General features: G+C 59.0%; 15 protein-coding genes. 11 read left to right on the forward strand and 4 right to left on the reverse strand.

The genetic code is table 11. The features are described 5' to 3' along the window. The coding region (locus JHD62_RS11265) for an NnrS family protein (RefSeq protein ID WP_199102971.1) at positions 1-648 on the forward strand (648 nt) is incomplete at its 5' end. Between the two features lie 74 nt (positions 649-722). Continuing rightward, on the forward strand, positions 723-1,064 hold the full coding sequence (locus JHD62_RS11270) for an FKBP-type peptidyl-prolyl cis-trans isomerase (protein WP_199102972.1): 342 nt from the start codon (positions 723-725) through the stop codon (positions 1,062-1,064). 6 nt (positions 1,065-1,070) lie between these two features. Here JHD62_RS11270 and JHD62_RS11275 read toward each other — a convergent pair whose 3' ends face one another. The 4 genes from JHD62_RS11275 to JHD62_RS11290 form a co-directional block, all read right to left on the reverse strand. After that, positions 1,071-2,750, reverse strand: a complete 1,680-nt coding sequence (locus JHD62_RS11275) for a tetratricopeptide repeat protein (RefSeq protein WP_199102973.1) — start codon at positions 2,748-2,750, stop codon at positions 1,071-1,073. Positions 2,751-2,839: 89 nt separating this feature from the next. Next, complete coding sequence (locus JHD62_RS11280; protein WP_199102974.1) at positions 2,840-4,642, reverse strand: DUF1302 domain-containing protein; 1,803 nt, start codon at positions 4,640-4,642, stop codon at positions 2,840-2,842. Positions 4,643-4,903: 261 nt separating this feature from the next. Next, positions 4,904-6,136, reverse strand: coding sequence for an MFS transporter (locus tag JHD62_RS11285; protein WP_233160865.1), 1,233 nt, complete (start codon positions 6,134-6,136; stop codon positions 4,904-4,906). A 517-nt stretch (positions 6,137-6,653) separates the two neighbouring features. Further along, entirely contained in the window at positions 6,654-7,880 is a 1,227-nt protein-coding gene (locus JHD62_RS11290) for an EAL domain-containing protein (RefSeq protein WP_199102975.1), read from the reverse strand. A gap of 193 nt (positions 7,881-8,073) precedes the next feature. Here JHD62_RS11290 and JHD62_RS11295 point away from each other — a divergent pair, with 193 nt between their 5' ends. The 9 genes from JHD62_RS11295 (at position 8,074) to JHD62_RS11335 (ending at position 16,898) form a co-directional block, all read left to right on the forward strand. Further along, a complete protein-coding gene (locus JHD62_RS11295; RefSeq protein WP_045846221.1) occupies positions 8,074-8,700 on the forward strand; it encodes a response regulator transcription factor in 627 nt (208 codons plus the stop codon). 358 nt (positions 8,701-9,058) lie between these two features. Continuing rightward, the gene (locus JHD62_RS11300; RefSeq protein ID WP_199102976.1) at positions 9,059-9,820 is read left to right on the forward strand and encodes an SDR family NAD(P)-dependent oxidoreductase; all 762 of its coding nucleotides are present in this window, start codon (positions 9,059-9,061) and stop codon (positions 9,818-9,820) included. 3 nt (positions 9,821-9,823) lie between these two features. Beyond that, complete coding sequence (locus JHD62_RS11305; RefSeq protein WP_199102977.1) at positions 9,824-11,062, forward strand: enolase C-terminal domain-like protein; 1,239 nt, start codon at positions 9,824-9,826, stop codon at positions 11,060-11,062. Continuing rightward, positions 11,055-12,188, forward strand: coding sequence for an ABC transporter ATP-binding protein (locus tag JHD62_RS11310; protein WP_199102978.1), 1,134 nt, complete (start codon positions 11,055-11,057; stop codon positions 12,186-12,188). The genes JHD62_RS11305 and JHD62_RS11310 overlap by 8 nt, the downstream gene beginning before the upstream one ends. Further along, entirely contained in the window at positions 12,185-13,420 is a 1,236-nt protein-coding gene (locus JHD62_RS11315) for an ABC transporter substrate-binding protein (RefSeq protein ID WP_199102979.1), read from the forward strand. Before JHD62_RS11310 ends, JHD62_RS11315 begins: the two co-directional genes overlap by 4 nt. A gap of 49 nt (positions 13,421-13,469) precedes the next feature. Next, a complete protein-coding gene (locus JHD62_RS11320; RefSeq protein ID WP_199102980.1) occupies positions 13,470-14,423 on the forward strand; it encodes a carbohydrate ABC transporter permease in 954 nt (317 codons plus the stop codon). Next, positions 14,423-15,289 (forward strand): carbohydrate ABC transporter permease, encoded by an 867-nt coding sequence (locus tag JHD62_RS11325; RefSeq protein ID WP_199102981.1) that lies wholly within the window; start codon positions 14,423-14,425, stop codon positions 15,287-15,289. The genes JHD62_RS11320 and JHD62_RS11325 overlap by 1 nt, the downstream gene beginning before the upstream one ends. Then, entirely contained in the window at positions 15,289-16,008 is a 720-nt protein-coding gene (locus JHD62_RS11330) for a GntR family transcriptional regulator (protein ID WP_199102982.1), read from the forward strand. Before JHD62_RS11325 ends, JHD62_RS11330 begins: the two co-directional genes overlap by 1 nt. Beyond that, positions 16,005-16,898 carry an SMP-30/gluconolactonase/LRE family protein gene (locus JHD62_RS11335; RefSeq protein ID WP_199102983.1) on the forward strand — a complete coding sequence of 298 codons (894 nt, stop codon included), beginning with the start codon at positions 16,005-16,007 and terminating at the stop codon, positions 16,896-16,898. The genes JHD62_RS11330 and JHD62_RS11335 overlap by 4 nt, the downstream gene beginning before the upstream one ends. Positions 16,899-16,931: the final 33 nt, after the last annotated feature.

Raw genomic sequence — 16,931 nt, forward strand, 5'->3', positions numbered from 1 at the left:
CTGGCCTTGTGGGGCTTTCTGCTGCCGGTATTCCTTACCGTCTGCCACCGCATGCTGCCGTTTTTCACCGTCAGCGCCATGCCAAACATTCCGGCCTGGAAGCCGGACTGGCTGCTGTGGGCCATGCTGAGCGGCAGCTGGCTACACGGCCTGCTGTCTATCGCCGGGCTGACGACCGTGCCGGCTGACCTGCCCTTCTGCCTGTTGCTGGTTTATATCTGTCGGCGCTGGCAGGGCTGGCGTACCGGGCAGAATCGTCTGCTGTGCATGCTGCATCTGGCATTTGCCTGGCTGCCGCTGGCTTTCTTGCTGTACAGCCTGGCCGGGCTGCTGCCGGTGTCGCTGGGGCTGGCGCCGCTGCATGCCATCACCACCGGCTTTTTCATCAGCATGGTGATTGCCTTTGTCTCCCGCGTGTCGCTCGGCCATGCCGGTCAGCCGCTGCAAGCACCTGACTGGCTGTGGCGGCTGTATCTGGCGGTGCATGGCATGGCCTTGCTGCGCGTGGCCACCGACTGCCTGCCCGCCACTTGGTCAGCCCGCCTGTATGTACTGAGCGCCTGCGCCTGCCTGCTGTTGCTACTGGGCTGGAGCCTGCGTTTTGTCCGGCTGTATCTGCAAGCGCGTAGCGATGGCCAGCCCGGCTAGTGCATCTTGCTTCTCCCGCTGGCACAGGGCAGCTAAAATGCCGCCTGACATGCAACTGAGCGGTAACGGAACAGATGGACCAGCAACTGAAAATCGAAGACTTGCACATTGGTGACGGCAAGGAAGTGGTGCGCGGCGCACTGATTACCACCCACTACACCGGCTGGCTGGAAGATGGCAGCAAGTTTGATTCCTCGCATGACAAGGGACGCCCCTTCCAGTGCGTGATCGGCACCGGCCGGGTGATCAAGGGCTGGGATATCGGCCTGATGGGCATGAAAGTGGGCGGCAAGCGCAAGCTGTGGGTACCCGCAGAACTGGCTTATGGCGAGCGGCAGATCGGCACGCGCATTCCGCCGCACTCCAATTTGCTGTTTGAAATCGAAGTGCTGGAAGTGCTCACCCGCGACGACTGACAGACTTCAGTCAGCCGCCTGCTTTACCAACAGGCCGGCAACTTCATCCAGCACACTGGCCCAGTCACCGGGCTGCGGCTGGCGGAACAAACGCATGCTGGCATACCACGGGCTATCGCTACGGCCCAGCCCCCAGCGGAAATCCGGATTGAACGGCAGCAGCAGCCAGCACGGTTTGCCCAAAGCACCGGCCAGGTGCGCCACCGAGGTGTCCACACTGATGACCAGATCCAGCTGGCTGATCAACCCGGCGGTATCCTGCATGGTGTGCAGTTGTGCGGCATGGTCGATGATGCCGGAGGCAGCCCGCTCGCCTGCATCTTCGCGGTATTCGCGTTGCAGGCTGTGCCACTCGACAGCCAGTTGCAGCAGATCGGGTTGCAGCAGGCCGGACAGCGCAGCCAGCGTCAGGCTGCGCTTGCGGTCATTCAGATGCTTTGCCGAACCGGACCATGCCAGCCCGACACGCAAGCGTTTTTTCTCTCCCAGCAAGCCTGCCCAATGCTGCTGGCAAGCTTCATCCACCGCCAGATAGCCCTGCGCGGCCGGAATGTTGTCCAGCATGGTGGCCATGCGCAAGGGCAGCGACATCACCGGGCAGTGCAAGTCAAAATGCGGCAGTGCCTCACCTTGGGTAAACACCTGACCGGACGGCAACAGCTGGCTGGCCAGGGGTGAGAGCGCCGCATTGAGCAAGATCAGCACCCGAGCGCCTTGCGCCTGCAACTGCGGCAGGTAACGCAGCATCTGGATGGCATCGCCCAGGCCCTGCTCCTGATGCAAAAGCAGCGTCTTGCCTGAGAGGTCCTCACCTTGCCATTCCGGCAGGGAAAAGCGCTGCAAACCGGCACGCTGGCTTAACTGCTTGTCCAGTTTGCGCGCTTCGTAGTCCTGCCAGCCACGGGCATAGTCGCCTTGCAGCAGCAGGAGCAGCGATCTGTCGTAGCGGGCCAGCGCATCTGCCGGGGCGTGTGACAAGGCTTTGTCCAGCAAGGCACGGGCACCCGCGACATCCCCGACTTCTGCCAGCAGATGTGATTTGGCACCCAAGGCACGAACATTGGATGGCTGCCTTTGTAACACGGCATTGAGCCGCTGCATGGCTTGCTGCTCCTGCCCCAGACGATATTCCACATTAGCAAGATTGATCTGTGCCTCTGTCAATTGCGGGTTGAGGGCAACAGCACGCTCCAGTAATGGAAGTGCCTGCATGTAATCGCCGCTACTCGCAAGCAATGCCGCCATATTCACCAGCGCATCGCCATTGTGCGGGTCCAGCCGTATCGCCATGGCAAAGTCCGCACCAGCCTGTTCGGGCTGGTCCAGCAATACCCGCACATTGCCACGGTTGCTGTAGGCCTCCGCCATGCCAGGACGCAAAGCAACGGCGCGGTCCAGATCCTGCAAGGCCCTGGTCAACTGCTGCTGGTTTTTCAACAGGATGCCACGATTGACATAGGCTTCGGCCAGGTCCGGTGCCAACGCGATGGCACTATTGAAATGGGCGAGTGCTCCCTTGGGCTGCACCAGTTGCACCAAGGCAAGACCCAGCAGGAAATGCACCTCCGGGCTGTCGGGGAAGGCCTTCAGGACGCGACTCAAACTGTCACGCGCCATGGCAGCCTTTCCCTGTTGCAGTTGCTGCATGGCCTGATTGATCTTGTTGAGTGCGAGTTGTTGGTTCATGGCGACTTGGGTATTGGCATGGGTGGGCGGGGAGAACAGCGCCGCCAGTGTAAGGGGCGGTCCCGGTACTGGCAAACAGGGCAGGCCGCTTACAAGCGCATGCCCAGTCCCAGGGAAACCAGGCTACGGTCACGCAGCACATTGTAATCACCACCGCCGGTTTTCAGATAGCTAAGGTCCAGCTGGTAGTCTCGCCGCACATTCAGCGCCAGGCTGAACATGGTGGTAAACCGCCCCTGAGAATATTGGCCATCATAGGAATAGCCACGCACATCCTGCCCCAGGGTCAGTGCGGGGGTAAGCGTGATATCCGGCCAGCCGGTGGCATAGCGGGCCTCCAGCCGCAACCGGGCACCCCAGGCATTGCTGGTGATGAAGCCGTCCAGCCGGCAGGTAGCGGCATCGCCACTGCAAGTGGCATAAGCCTGGCTGGCCGCCATACCCCAGCCGGCTCGGCCATAGCGCATCACGGCCGGGTCCGGCAGGGAGAATACATGTTTGAAACCAAGTTCAGCCGCCAACTTGAAATCACCACCAGCCCATTTGCCGAGCGGACGCTCCGCGCCGAGGCTGAGATTCATCACCTGATAGCGGTCATAGCCATCTGCGCTGGCACCTGCCGGCAGTTTGTACAAGCGCGCCAGCGGGCCACGCCCCAGCAACAGGCCGTTGAGAAAATCAGCGCCGTTCCAGGCCAGTGGCTGGTCCGGTATATAGCCAAGCTCGGCATACAGCCCGGTCTGGTCCGGCAGACGGCTGGCAAAGTTCAACACAAACAAATGCAGATTAGCCGGATAGCTGCGGTAATACTGGCTGCTCAGTCCGGTAGCCTGCGCCTGGCCAGTATTGGCCAACAAGGGGGTCAGCACGCCCGCAGTATTGTGCTGTACACCGGTATAACCCACCTTGCTGTCGATATTGGCCGCATAAAAACCAAACCTGCCCACGCCATTCAGCAGATATTGCAGGCCGGCACCATATTGCCCACCGGATGGCAGACGGTCTGGAGCGCGGCTGACATAGTCCAGCGCGTTACTCACGGACTGCGCATCGCTGGTGCTGATGCTGCGGTGGGCAATGGCAGACAACAAGGCACCGTTCAGGGTGAGCTGATTGCACCCTGGCTGCACATAATCGCCAGTGGAATAAAAGGTACCGCAACCGGGATAGACATTGGGAGCAAAAGCAAACTGGTAAAAGGCATCCAGAGTCAGCCGCTCGCTGAGGTTCAGCTTGCCGTAGACGGCCCAGTCCGGAATGCCCGACTCGGCTGCAACCGAACTGGCGCGACTGAGTGCTGCGTAATCGGTGGCATTGACCTGGGACAGCATGCCCCCGGCAGTGGGGCTCCCCCAGGGAATGGTTTGCCGCCCGGCACGCAACTGCAGGGGATAGCCGGCCAGCGCAGTGGTGCCATATACATAGGCATCATCCAGCACCACATTGCCAAATCGGCCCAAAGGCACGAAGCCTTCATCACTCAGCGGAGCGCCAGACTGGTAATGGTTGGTCACATTGCCATGCAGCACCGATTGCTGTGCCTGGGTGTAGTCATACCAGGCCTTGCCAGCCAGCCGCAGCCCCAGGCCTTGGTATTGCAAGTCGGCCTGTACATAGCTTTCAATCGCGCTAGAAACGGCATCCCCGGCACGATAGTTCTGATCACCATCGTTCAGGGTATTCATGGACGCCCCCTTAACCAGTACCGGGTCAGGGTTGGCCGCGCGGATTACCGTACCAAGGCCCAGCCAACCGCGCACGGACAGGTTGGCAGCCCCGAAATCCAGCGACGTGGCCTCCCCCAGCTGCGGTTTGATGGTGGTAATGCCATTGCTGACTTCCGCTGCCCACAGTGGCAAGCACAGCGCACTCAGCCCTGCCCCAAGCAGCAAGTTGCTGCTGCCGCTTAACCATGACCGTGCCCATGGTGTCCTGCCATTCTTGTTTTGCATGCTTGTTATGATTGTGCCCCGAATTCAAACCATCACATCCGCAACGCCTTGTATGCCACGCCGTTTCCTCAATCGGCTGCTGGCTGCGTATCAGATCAGGTCGTCATTCTAACGTCGGCAGCAAAACTTCAACCAGCACAACACCATTACATTTTCTCATCCACCAGCCATATCGCATTACCTGGCCACTCCCCCTTGCCTTCAGGTGTGCGCCTTCGCCAGCTCGGGCGTCACTTGCCCATGGACGCGCCCCACCCACCACAAGGCCACGCTCACCAGCACCACGGCACACCAGCCATTCAGGCCATAACCCAGAATCTGGCCACTGGCGGTATTGCTCAACAGCAAACCACCCAGCCAGGCCCCGCAACCATTGCCCAGGGATTGAATGGCACTGTTGACACTAAGAAATGCCCCACGGTTTTGCGGCTGTGGCACGGTAGTCAGCAAGGCCTGCAGTGGAATCATGCGGCCGGACAAGGCCACCATGAAGACCGGAAAAAATGCCACGATGGCAATGAAGGGCAAATCCGGCAAATGGGTGACAAACAGCACCGGCAGCATGGAAAACAAGGCCATGATGCGGAACAGCTGATGTTTGCCATAGCGGTCGGCCAGTTTGCCGATACGCCGGGAGGTAAAGAAAGTGGCCGCCCCGCCTGCCATGTAAATCCAGGCAATCTGCTGCGGGGCGATACCGTGGTTGGCCACCAACACCGGCGAGATGAAGGGAATCACCATCATGTGCGACACCAGCATGACAAAGGTCAGTCCGAACGCCCGCAGATGCAGCGGATTACTCAGCAAACGCCACAAATCAGGCAATACCTGACGCAATGGCGGTGGTGCCACCTGCAAATGCAGCCGCAATGAAGGCACCAGCACCAGTGCGGCCAGCCAGATCAGCACCGACAATACCGCCAGCAAATAAAACGGCGAAGACCAACCCAGGTGCGCGCCCAGCACGATGCCGGCCGGAACCCCGGCAATTGCCGCCAGCGAAAAGGCCGTCATGATGGTACCAGTGGCCGCTCCACGGCGGGAAACCGGGATGATGTCACTGACAATGGCCATGATGATGGACCCCAGTACCCCACCACTCAAACCGGCAAACGCACGTGCCACCAGCAGCATGTGGAAATTCCCCGCCATCGCGCACACCAGGTTGGAGACGGCAAACAGGCCGTATATCACCAACAGCAGTCGACGACGGTCAAAGCGGTCGATATAGGTTGCCGCAAACAGCCCGGACAGGCCGGAACACCATGAATAAGCCGAGACAGCCGTGGCAAACGCCGCTGGGCTGATGGCAAATGCGTGCATGATTTGCGGCCCCAGCGGCATCATCACCATGAAGTCCATGATGATGGTGAACTGGGTAAGCGCTAGCAACCACAACAGGCCGCGTTCGCGCGAGGGGCTTGATTCAGCCAAGGGCAACTCCTTGCAGGTATGTTTTGTCCGGAAAACAAGCGCATGACATATTGATTGACATTATCAACAATATGATTTGTTGTTGATATTGTCAATATTATTTCTGCCTGATGGTTTTCTGGGAGGTGTGATGATGTGCATTGGCGGATCGCTGTCGTATGCCGGCCTGCCCACCATTGCCAGGCAAAAACCGGACATCAGTTCTTTTACCTTTGCCTGGTGGCAATGTGCAGTCGGAGTGATAGTCACCGACTGGTGGCCACTGCTGTATGAATTACCGGCAACAGCCAACAATTGTGCTTGGCTGACCGGTCTGGGCAGCTTGCACACTGGTCTTGCTTACGCACTGCTCGACAGTAGCAGGAACCAGATATCAACCAGTCGCTTTGCCGTAATGTGTTATGTATCCGGCAACCGCCATCGTGGTGGACTGCCAGGTTTATCACCATACCTTGGACAACTGGCAGCTGTGCAGTATGAGCCTGATTGGACTGGCGCTGCGGTCACTACGCCGCTTCTAGTTGGCCATACCAGCCGGTGTCATCATGAAGGAATCCAAGCGACTGCGCGACATCGGCTCCGCCAACAGAAAACCCTGTACCAGATCCACTTGCAGTTGTTTCACCAGCTCAAAGTCCTGCTGTCGGCTGACGCCCTCGACCACCACCGAAACATTCTGGCTTTGCAACATGCGTACGGCAAAACCCAGCAGCTTTTCTGCTGCCGGGTCTCCTGCTGCCTGATGCACCAGCAAGCGGTCGATTTTGACAGAGTTGGCCGGAATTTCACGCAAATGATGAAAGCCGGAATATCCGGCGCCAAAATCATCCAGTGCCAGATTAAAACCCATCACCCGCAGGCGAATGGCATTTTCCAATGACAAAATCAAGTTATTCAGCGGCTGGGTTTCTGTCAATTCAAGAGTAATGCGACCTGGTGACAAATGCATGGATTGAATAATGGAGTTCAATTTTTCAGGCATATCGGGTTTATCAAATTCGCGGACATTAATATTGACTGCCACACCCAGCCTTTTCTGCGGAAACTTGATATCCCAGGCACAGCAATCCCGTGCAGCCTGGCGCAAAATGGTGCAAAGCAGTTTCTCGCTCAGATTCAACACATCCACCTGCGGCAGGAACACATCGGGCGTCAGTACGCCATGTACCGGATGCTCCCAGCGGGCAAGGGCTTCAACCGAAAGTACCTCAAGCGTTTGCGGGTCGATCTTGGGCTGATACCAGGGTTTGATCTGGCCGGCCTGCATCGCCTCTTCCAGCTCCTGACGGGAAAACACCATGCTTTCCATGGCCTTCAACGCCGTATCATCCGACAGTTGCCTTACACATTGCTGTAACAGGGTGGACAGTTCGCTCGCAGAAAACGGCTTTTCCAGACAAGCAAGTACTGGAAGATGGTAGTGAACGCCAAACCGCTGCACGCTCTGCAGGATGTCCTCGGCATGAGAACTGCAAAAGATCAGCTGCGGCAGATCGTCCATTTGGCTGAGGTGCCGCATCAACTGAATGCCATCCAGTCCAGGCATGCCAAGGTCGCAGATCATCAGGTCATACTTATTGGTTTTCAGTAACGAGAGTGCCTGCAGGCCATCTCCCACCTCATCCACCATGCATGCACCATGCTGCTCCAGCATGGAAACAATGACCTGGCGCTGCGCCGGATGATCTTCGGCGACAAGAATCTGCAGCGGACGATGACGTCCGGCATTGAATAACCCTGACATGAAATTCACCTGAAATGTGCTACATTGCTTTTATAAGTTTTATATTATCTTTGCCTCAGCACTGATTGATGATGGGAAATTTCTGATTGAATACTAGATTTATCTTATGAAATTTTTCAACAAACCCATTTACTCTCCAACAGTCCCATAACGAATAAAAACTTCCAATCCTGATCATTTCCGGAGATTAATCATGAAAAGTGTCATCATTGTCGATGATCATCCGGCCATTTGTCTGGCTGTCCGTTCCGTTCTGGAAAAATCCGGCCGGTATGCAGTCATCGGGGAAACCGACAATGGCCAGTCTGTCATCGAATTGGTCAGAGAACATAAAGCCGATCTCATCATCATCGACTTGAACATTCCCCGCATCAGTGGATTGGAACTGATCAAGCGCATCAAGAATCAACATCCCGCCATCAAGTTGCTGGTCTTGTCGGCGCAGGATGAAATGGTCTATGCCTCAAGATCGATGCAGGCCGGCGCAGACGGTTTTGTCAGCAAAAGCAAAGACCTCAACGCCATCCTGTCGGCATCGGATGCCATCATGGCAGGTTACAGTTTCTTTCCCCGTGACGTGGTGTCCGGCGCCAAGCTTAATGACGAAAACCAGATCGACAGTCGTATCGAAAAACTGTCTGACCGTGAACTTGCCGTGCTGCAACACCTTGCCCAGGGTTTGTCGAACAAGGACATTGCCGACCGGCTGTTCATCAGCAACAAGACGGTCAGCACATATAAGGTGAACATTTTCGAAAAACTGGGTATTTCGAACGTGGTGGACCTGACTGACTTTGCCCGCAACAACAAACTGGTTTGAGCCCGGAGGCGACTGATGCTCGCCTCTGTCTTAAAGCTGTCGGACTTTTCCACCGCCCCTTGCACCCCTTTCTTTGATTCGACACGTCCGCAGACCGCTGGGGAACTGTACACGCGAGTCGGGTAGTGGCTCCCTGACCCAAGTGTCAGACCATGTCTGGTGCAGGGTATGGCTCGCCATGGCTGCATCCATTCCGTCATACTGCCAATGGGCCATCAGCAAACAATCATGCACCCTGGCTGGTTTGTCATTTCTCGCCAAAACGACAATGAAACCAAGCCTCGTCTGACCCTTTGACCGGTTACCCAGCTTTTCGGCCACTAGTATGGTAGCGCTCAAATCCAAGCGGGAGATGGTAATGAGCGTAGTGGTCAGTGGGGCTGCCAACGGCATTGGGCAAGCGGTCGCGATGCGACTGGCGGCAGATGGTCAGCCACTGGTATTGGTGGATATCGACGCCAAAGGGCTGGCGCGCATGGCAGAGGCCTTGCCGCGCAACCTTCCCCATCGACTGGTCATCGGTTCGGTTACCGACCGAGCGACAGCCAATGCTGCGGCAGCAGCGGCGCAAGAACTGGGCGGCGCCCATGGCTTATCCCATAACGCGGGTATCCAACGTTATGGCTCGGCGCTGGACACCTCGCAGCAATGCTGGGACGAGGTGATGGCGACCAATCTGGGCGCAGCCTTCCTGCTGGCCCAGGCCTTGTTGCCCCAGTTGATCGCCAGCCGTGGTGCCCTGGTGTTCATGGCATCGGTACAAGGCCTGGCCTCTCAGCGCAATGTGGCTGCTTATACGGCATCCAAGCATGGGCTGATCGGCCTGAGCAAATCCATTGCCGTGGATTTTGCCAGCCAGGGCGTGCGCTCCAATGCCATCGCCCCAGGCTCCATCGACACCCCCATGCTGCGCGATGCCATCGCCAGCTCCCCGTCCCCTGCCGCCCTGCGTACAGAAATCGACAGCATGCACCCCCTGGGCCGCGCAGGCCATGCCAGCGAGGTTGCCGAGCTGGTGGCCTTTTTGCTGTCTGAGCGTGCCGCCTTCATTACCGGAGAAGTCATCCGCATTGATGGTGGCCTGCTTGCCCTAATTGGCGGCTCACCCTTACAGGACTGAAATATGGCCATTGTAGATATCAAGGCAACAACGGTTGCCGTTCCTCTGGAAGCTCCGCTCAGACATTCCGCCGGCGTGCACTGGCAGCGCTTTGTCCGCACCGTGGTGGAGGTGGTCGACGATAACGGTTTGTCCGGCTGGGGCGAGCTGGGCGGTGGCGGCGAAAGTGCCGAAGCGGCCGTCAAGGCCTTGCTGCCCTACCTGAAGGGACATGATCCGCTGCAGTTCGAGCAACTGCGCTGGAAAATCATGAATCCCACGGCCAGCCTGTACAACAACCGTCTGCAACTGCATGCCGCCATTGAAATGGCCTGTCTGGATCTGGCCGGCAAGCAGCTGGGCATGCGTGCCTGTGATTTTCTCGGTGGTGCGCTGCGCGAGCAGGTGGATTTTGCCGCTTACCTGTTCTACCGCTATGAACACAATGGCCGCGGCGGTGAAACCATGCCGGAAGACATGGTGCGCCATGCGCTGGAACTGAAGCAGCGCCATGGTTTCCGGGTTCACAAGCTCAAGGGCGGGCACTTTGCGCCCGACCACGATATCGCGGTCATGGAAGCGCTGGCCGCCGCCCTGCCAGGCGACCGGCTGCGACTGGACCCTAACGCCAGCTGGTCGGTGGAAGAAAGCCTGCGCGTCGGTCGCGCCATCGCCCATCTGCCGAATGATTATCTGGAAGACCCCACCTGGGGGCTGGAGGGCATGCGCCGCGTGCGCGAACGCCAGCCCATTCCCACCGCAACCAATATGGTGGTGGTCAATTTTGAACAGCTGGCGCAATGCATGCGCCACAGTCTGGTGGATGTCATCCTGCTGGATACCACCTTCTGGGGCGGACTGCGGCAGGCGTACAAGGCGGGCACCGTGCTGGAAACCTTCCAGCACTCCGCCGCCATTCACTCCTCCGGCGAACTGGGCATCCAGCTGGCCTCCATGCTGCATCTGGGTGCTGCCTTGCCCAATCTCAATTTCGCGGCCGATGCCCATTACCATCACCTGAGCGACGATATTCTGGTGGGGGGCAAATTCAGCTATCAGAACGGAGCCATTACCTTGCCGTCCGGGCCGGGTCTTGGGGTCGAAGTGTGCCATGACAAGCTGGCACAGTATGCCGAGCACTACCGCAGCGTGGGTGGCTATGCCTATGACCGGGACCCCGGCCGACCCGGCTGGTATGGCATTTTGCCGGAGCGGCGCTGGGCCGACCCGCACCAAAAGCAGGTGGGGGTGCACCATGGCTGAAGTCTGCCTGCGCGACCTGGTCAAGGTATACGAACAGCAGGTGGTGGTGCGCGGCATCAATCTCGATATACCTGATGGAGCCTTCGTGGTGCTGGTCGGCCCTTCCGGTTGCGGCAAGTCCACCACCCTACGCATGATTGCCGGACTGGAAAGCATCAGCCATGGCCAGTTGCTGATTGACGGCAAACTGGCTAATGAGCTGCCGCCCCAGGAACGTAGCGTGGCCATGGTGTTCCAGTCCTATGCGCTTTATCCGCACATGACGGTGCAGGAAAACCTGGCCTTTTCGCTGAAACTGGCCGGCATTTCTGCCGCCGAGCGGCAGGACCGGATTGATGCCGTAGTAAAAACACTGGAGCTGACCCCCTACCTTAGCCGCAAACCGGCCGAGCTATCCGGGGGCCAACGGCAGCGCGTTGCCATGGGACGGGCCATCGTGCGCGAGCCCAAGGTGTTTTTGTTTGACGAACCGCTGTCCAATCTGGATGCCAAGCTGCGCAACCAGATGCGGGTGGAAATCAAGCGCCTGCAACACCGGCTCAAGGTCACCACCGTTTATGTGACCCACGATCAGGTAGAAGCCATGACCCTGGCCGACATCATGGTAGTGATGAAAGACGGCGCCATCGTGCAGCAAGGCAGCCCGCTGGATGTATTCCGGAATCCGGTCAATCACTTTGTCGCCAGCTTCATCGGCACACCGCAAATGAACTTTTTCCACGGCACACTGCAGCAGGAGGGGGAACACTTCTTCTTTGCCTCGCCGGCGCTGCGCATACCACTGGACCGGACTCGCTTTGACACAGCATTGACGCATGGACAGCGCGTCTGCGCCGGCTTGCGCCCGGAAGACATCGTGCCGCATTGGCCGGATGAAGCTCCGCCAGAGGCCGAAACCTTTGCCGCCACCATCACGCTGTCGGAAATGCTGGGCAATGAAACCCTGCTGTTTGCCGAATCCGCCAGCGGGCCGCTGATTGCCCGCCAACTGCCCCCGCTCCCGGTTGCCGATGGCCAGACCCTGCGCTTTACCGTCCGAGCCGAAAACCTGCACCTGTTCGATGCCGATAGCGGCATATCGCTACGTGCTGATCAGCAGCAGCGTCAGGAGACCAATACACCATGACACGCCCAGCCTTGCTCCGTTTTGCCCTGCTAGCTGGCTGCCTGTTCAGCACTGCTGTCTCGGCCAAGGAAGTACAACTGTTCAATGACAAAGGCTTCTGGAGTGCACCATTGCAGGCCGTGGCTAATGCCGCGCGCACCGATGGCATCAGCCTGAAAATTTCACCTTATGCCAATGCGGAGCAATACAAGACTTTCATTCAGGCCTCGGTCGCCTCTGGCCGTACACCGGAGCTGTTTACCTGGTGGACCGGCGCATCGCTGAATACGCTGGCAGCCACCGGTCAGCTGGCGCCACTGGACGCACTGTGGAAAGAGATGGAAGCCGATGGCCGCTTTCAGCCAGGCGTCAAGGACCTGTTCAGCGTGGGGGGGCAGCCCTATGCCGTTCCTTTGCAGCTGTCGCGCTGGGTGGTGTTATACGACAAGCGCGTATTTTCCCGTCTGGGCTTGAAACCACCCAGCAACTGGGCCGAGCTGCAAACCCTGGCTGCTCGCATCAAAGCTGCCGGCCAGACGCCGTTTCTGGCTACCACCCAGGATGGCTGGCGCGGCTTCATCTGGTTTCAGGAATTGCTGCTGCGCACCGACCCCAAGGCCTATGTCGGCCTGAACAATGGCAGCGTGGCCTATGACAGCCCGGCGGTACGCAAGGTATTCAGCATATGGGCCGACATGTATGCCAAAGGCTGGTTTTCCGACCCGCGCTCCAATGAAGAAATCAACGACTTCGTCCGGGGCAAGGGGGTGATGTATTTGTTCGGCGATTGGGCAGTCGGCCTGCTGGGTAAGGCGGGCTTCCCACTTCAGGAGCTGGGCGTATTCATCCTGCCCAATGCGCCTGGTGTGCAGCAGCCGGCCATTATTGTGGAAGGCGCACCGATTGTGGTTTCCCGCAAGGGAGCAGCCAATCCTGATGTAATGAAGACGCTGCGCTTCTGGGTTTCCAACCAGGGTGCGCAAACCTGGGGCAAGGCATCGGGCAACTATATCGGCAACAACAAGATTGCTGCCCCCAATGCCATTGTCAGCCAGGTGAATGCCCAACTGGCCCAAACGAGGCATGCCATGTTTCTGCGCTGGTGGGAAGGCGTGCCCACCGCATTGCAAGGCGAAATGGTGGCGGAATTCAACCGTTTCATGCTCAAACCGGACATGAACACCGCCCAGAACGTCATGCAGCGCATGCAAAGCCTGAATGCGGCTTATTGGAGCAAGCGCAAGAAGTCCTGATCCATCGCCTGGCCACAGGCCAGCCACCCGCACTTGAACGGAGACCGGCATGAACCCGCTCTTGCAGCATGATCAACAACTGCTGGCCCGCATCGGACTGGCACAAATCAAGGCTCGCGAACGCGCCCGGCAAGGGCGTCAGTTTCGCCTGGCACTGCGCTTCATGGCACCTGCCCTGCTGCTGGTGACAGCCCTGCTGTTACTACCGGTGCTGTACAACATCTGGCTCAGTTTTACCCAATGGCAACTGTTTGAGGGCCGGGACGAGTTCGCCGGCTTGGAAAACTATCACCAGTTGTGGTCCAGCCCCTATTTTGACGATGCGCTGGGCAATACCGCGCTGTGGGTGGTGGCGTCGGTGCTGTTTCCCCTCACGGTAGGATTGGGACTGGCGCTGCTGTTCCGCCGGATGCCCGGTCAGGAATGGTTCAAATCCATCATTTTTCTGCCGCGCATTCTGGCCCCGACGGCGGTGGGTGTGATGTGGTACTACGTCTACGCACCACAAGGCATGCTCAACCAGATGCTGGGACAGTTCACCAGCATGCCGGAGGAAACCGGCTGGCTGTTTGAAGAACAGCTGGTCACGCCAGCCATCATCCTGACCTTTGTCTGGCAAAGCTGCGGCTTGGTGATGGTCTTGCTGTTGCTGGGGCTGGCTGCGCTACCGCGCGACCCGCTGGATGCTGCCCGCATGGATGGTGCCCGGCCCTGGCAGGTGTTCCGCCACATCACCCTGCCCTTGCTCTCCCCCACCTTGCTGATGGTGGTGATTCTGTCAGTACTGGCTGGCTTTACCGTGTTTGATCTGCTGTGGGTGATGGGGGCCAACTATCCGCAGCAGCGCACCCTGTCGTTGGCGGTATTCATGTACTTCGAAGCCTTCCAGAAAAACAGCTGGGCCTTTGCTGCCGCCACCGCCGTGGTGATTGGTGGCGTGGTGCTGGCCGTCACCTGGCTCCAGACCTTGTTGCAAGCCCGTGTAGACAGGATGGTCCGCTGATGCAAAACCTGACATCGCAACAAGCCAAATGGCTGGCCCTGCCGCCGCCGGCATCTCCGCCACGCTGGGGCAAGGCCCTGTGCGGATTAGCAATCGCCTTGCTGTGGCTGCTGCCCTTCAGCTATGTCTTGCTGGCCATCTTCAAATCCACCGCCGAGTATGCCGCCTCGCCTCCGCTGTCCCTGCCCGAGGGTGTGTCCCCCTTGCAGGAGAATATCCGCATGGCCTGGGAACAGGGCGATATGGCACAGGCCATGCTCAACTCCAGCTTGTATGCCGCGGTGGGTGCCTCGCTGGCGGTGCTGCTGGCCGCCATGGCCGCTTATCCGCTGGCACGCATGCAATTCAGGCATCGCAATCTGTGGTTCCTGCTGCTGTTTGCCGGCACGGTGTTTCCCTTCCAGATGTACCTGATTCCACTGTTCTTCGGCTTCCAGTGGGCTGAGCTGCTGGATACGCATCTGGGCATGTGCCTGCTGTATACCGCTATCTGCATTCCCTTCCCGGTGCTGGTATTACGCAATTACATGCAGAACCTGAGCCTGGAAATCGACCAGGCGGCACGGCTGGATGGGGCGTCGGAATTCATGCTGTTCTGGCGCATCATCCTGCCCAATCTGCGCGGCCCGATGTCGGCGGTGTTCCTGCTGCAATTCACCTGGATCTGGAACGACATGCTGTTTTCCTCGGTACTGGGCAATAGCCCGGAGACCCGTTCCATCATGAATGCCTTGCTGGTATTCCAGGGCAGTTATGCGCAAAGCGGGCCCAATATCATGCTGACCGCCGCCGTGCTGGCCTCGCTGCCCACCTTATTGCTGTTTGGGCTGCTGCGCCGTCAGTTCATGCAAGGTCTGCAAGTGTGATGAGCAAGCCCGCAGCCTTGGCTACGCCCAAACCCTTTGTACCGGATCCGCGCCAGCCGCTGGCGCGCCAGCTATACCAGTTGCTGCTGGAGCGGATTTGCCGCTTTGAACTGGAACCGGGCCAGCTGATTTCAGAAGCTACGCTTTCCGCCACTCTGGGCGTCAGCCGCACCCCGGTACGCGAGGCGATGGCCAGGCTGGCGGAACAGGGTCTGCTGGAAGTCATGCCGCAGCGGGGCAGCCGTGTACTGCCCTTGCGCCGCAGCGATCTGGAAAAGTCGCAATTCATGCGCGAAGCACTGGAAACCGCCATGCTGCGCAAAGTCATGGCCATGACAGATCGCCAGCTCCTGCTGATGCAGCTGGACAAGGAGATCACCCTGCAACGTACTTATCTGCAAGTGGGCGATCTGGAACGCTTTTATCAGTCGGACGAGGATTTTCACCGCCATATCGCCCTGTTTGCCGGCTGCGGCCCGGTGATCGAGGAGATTGCCCGCGTCAAGGTGCATATGGACCGTTTCCGGCAACTGACAGTCGCCTCGGTAGAGGATCTGGCCATGGTGATTGCCCAGCACCAGGCCATACGCGACAGCATTGCCGGCAGCGATGGCATGGCAGCGGAAGCCTGCCTGCAGTTGCATCTGCGGCGGATCTTCTCGTTCCTGGAGCAGGCGCAAGCCCTGTTTCCACACTATTTTTCTGAATCACAATCATGAAAATAGCCATCTGGGGCAGGCAACGCGACCACGTAGGCGAAAGCCCGTTCTGGGATGCTGAGCACGGTTGCCTGTGGTCGGTGGACATGACGGCACAGGCCATCCGCCGCCGCTGGCCGGATGGCCGCACCGACAGCTTTCCCACTGCCGAACTGCCTGCCGCACTGGCGCTGAACCGGCAGGGCGACATGGCGGTGGTGGCCTTCGCCAGCGGCACCGCGCTGTGGACGCCGACACAAGGGCTGTTGCACTGGCTCACCCGGCCGGAAACCGACCCGCAGCTACGGCTGAATGAAGGCAAGTGTGATCCGGCCGGACGCTTCTGGGTGGCCAGCATGGAAAACAATCTGGACCACCATGGCCAGCCACGTGCCACCTCCCGCTGTGCCGGTCGCCTGTGGCGTACCAGCGGGGAGCAAGCCATCGCCTTGAGCGCAGCCGAATTCGGCTGCCCCAATACCATGGCCTGGTCGCCCGACCAGCGCTGCTTTTATGCTGGCGACAGCCAACGCAATGCCATCTGGGTGTGGGACTACGACGCGGCATCCGGCGACATCAGTCAGCGCCGGGTGTTGCAACAAGGCGGGCCGGGCATTCCCGATGGTTCGGCCATGGATGAGGACGGCTGTCTGTGGACGGCCCGCTTTGGCGGAGGCTGCATCGTGCGTACCACACCAACAGGTAAAACCGACCGCATCATCCCGCTGCCGGTACGCAACCCGACCAGCTGTACCTTTGGGAATGCACAGGGTGGCAAACAACTGGATACCCTGCTGATTACTTCCGCCCGCTTCGGCCTGAGCCAGCCCGGCCCACAGGATGGTGCGGTACTGGCCATCCGCACTGGCCACCGGGGCCTGCCGGAAAACCGCTATCGAGACGATGGCTGAGGCTCCAGCCTGCAGGCAGGTCAGCTTACAGAG

The organism is Aquitalea sp. ASV11 (assembly GCF_016429185.1).
In the GTDB taxonomy this organism is placed as follows: domain Bacteria; phylum Pseudomonadota; class Gammaproteobacteria; order Burkholderiales; family Chromobacteriaceae; genus Aquitalea; species Aquitalea pelogenes.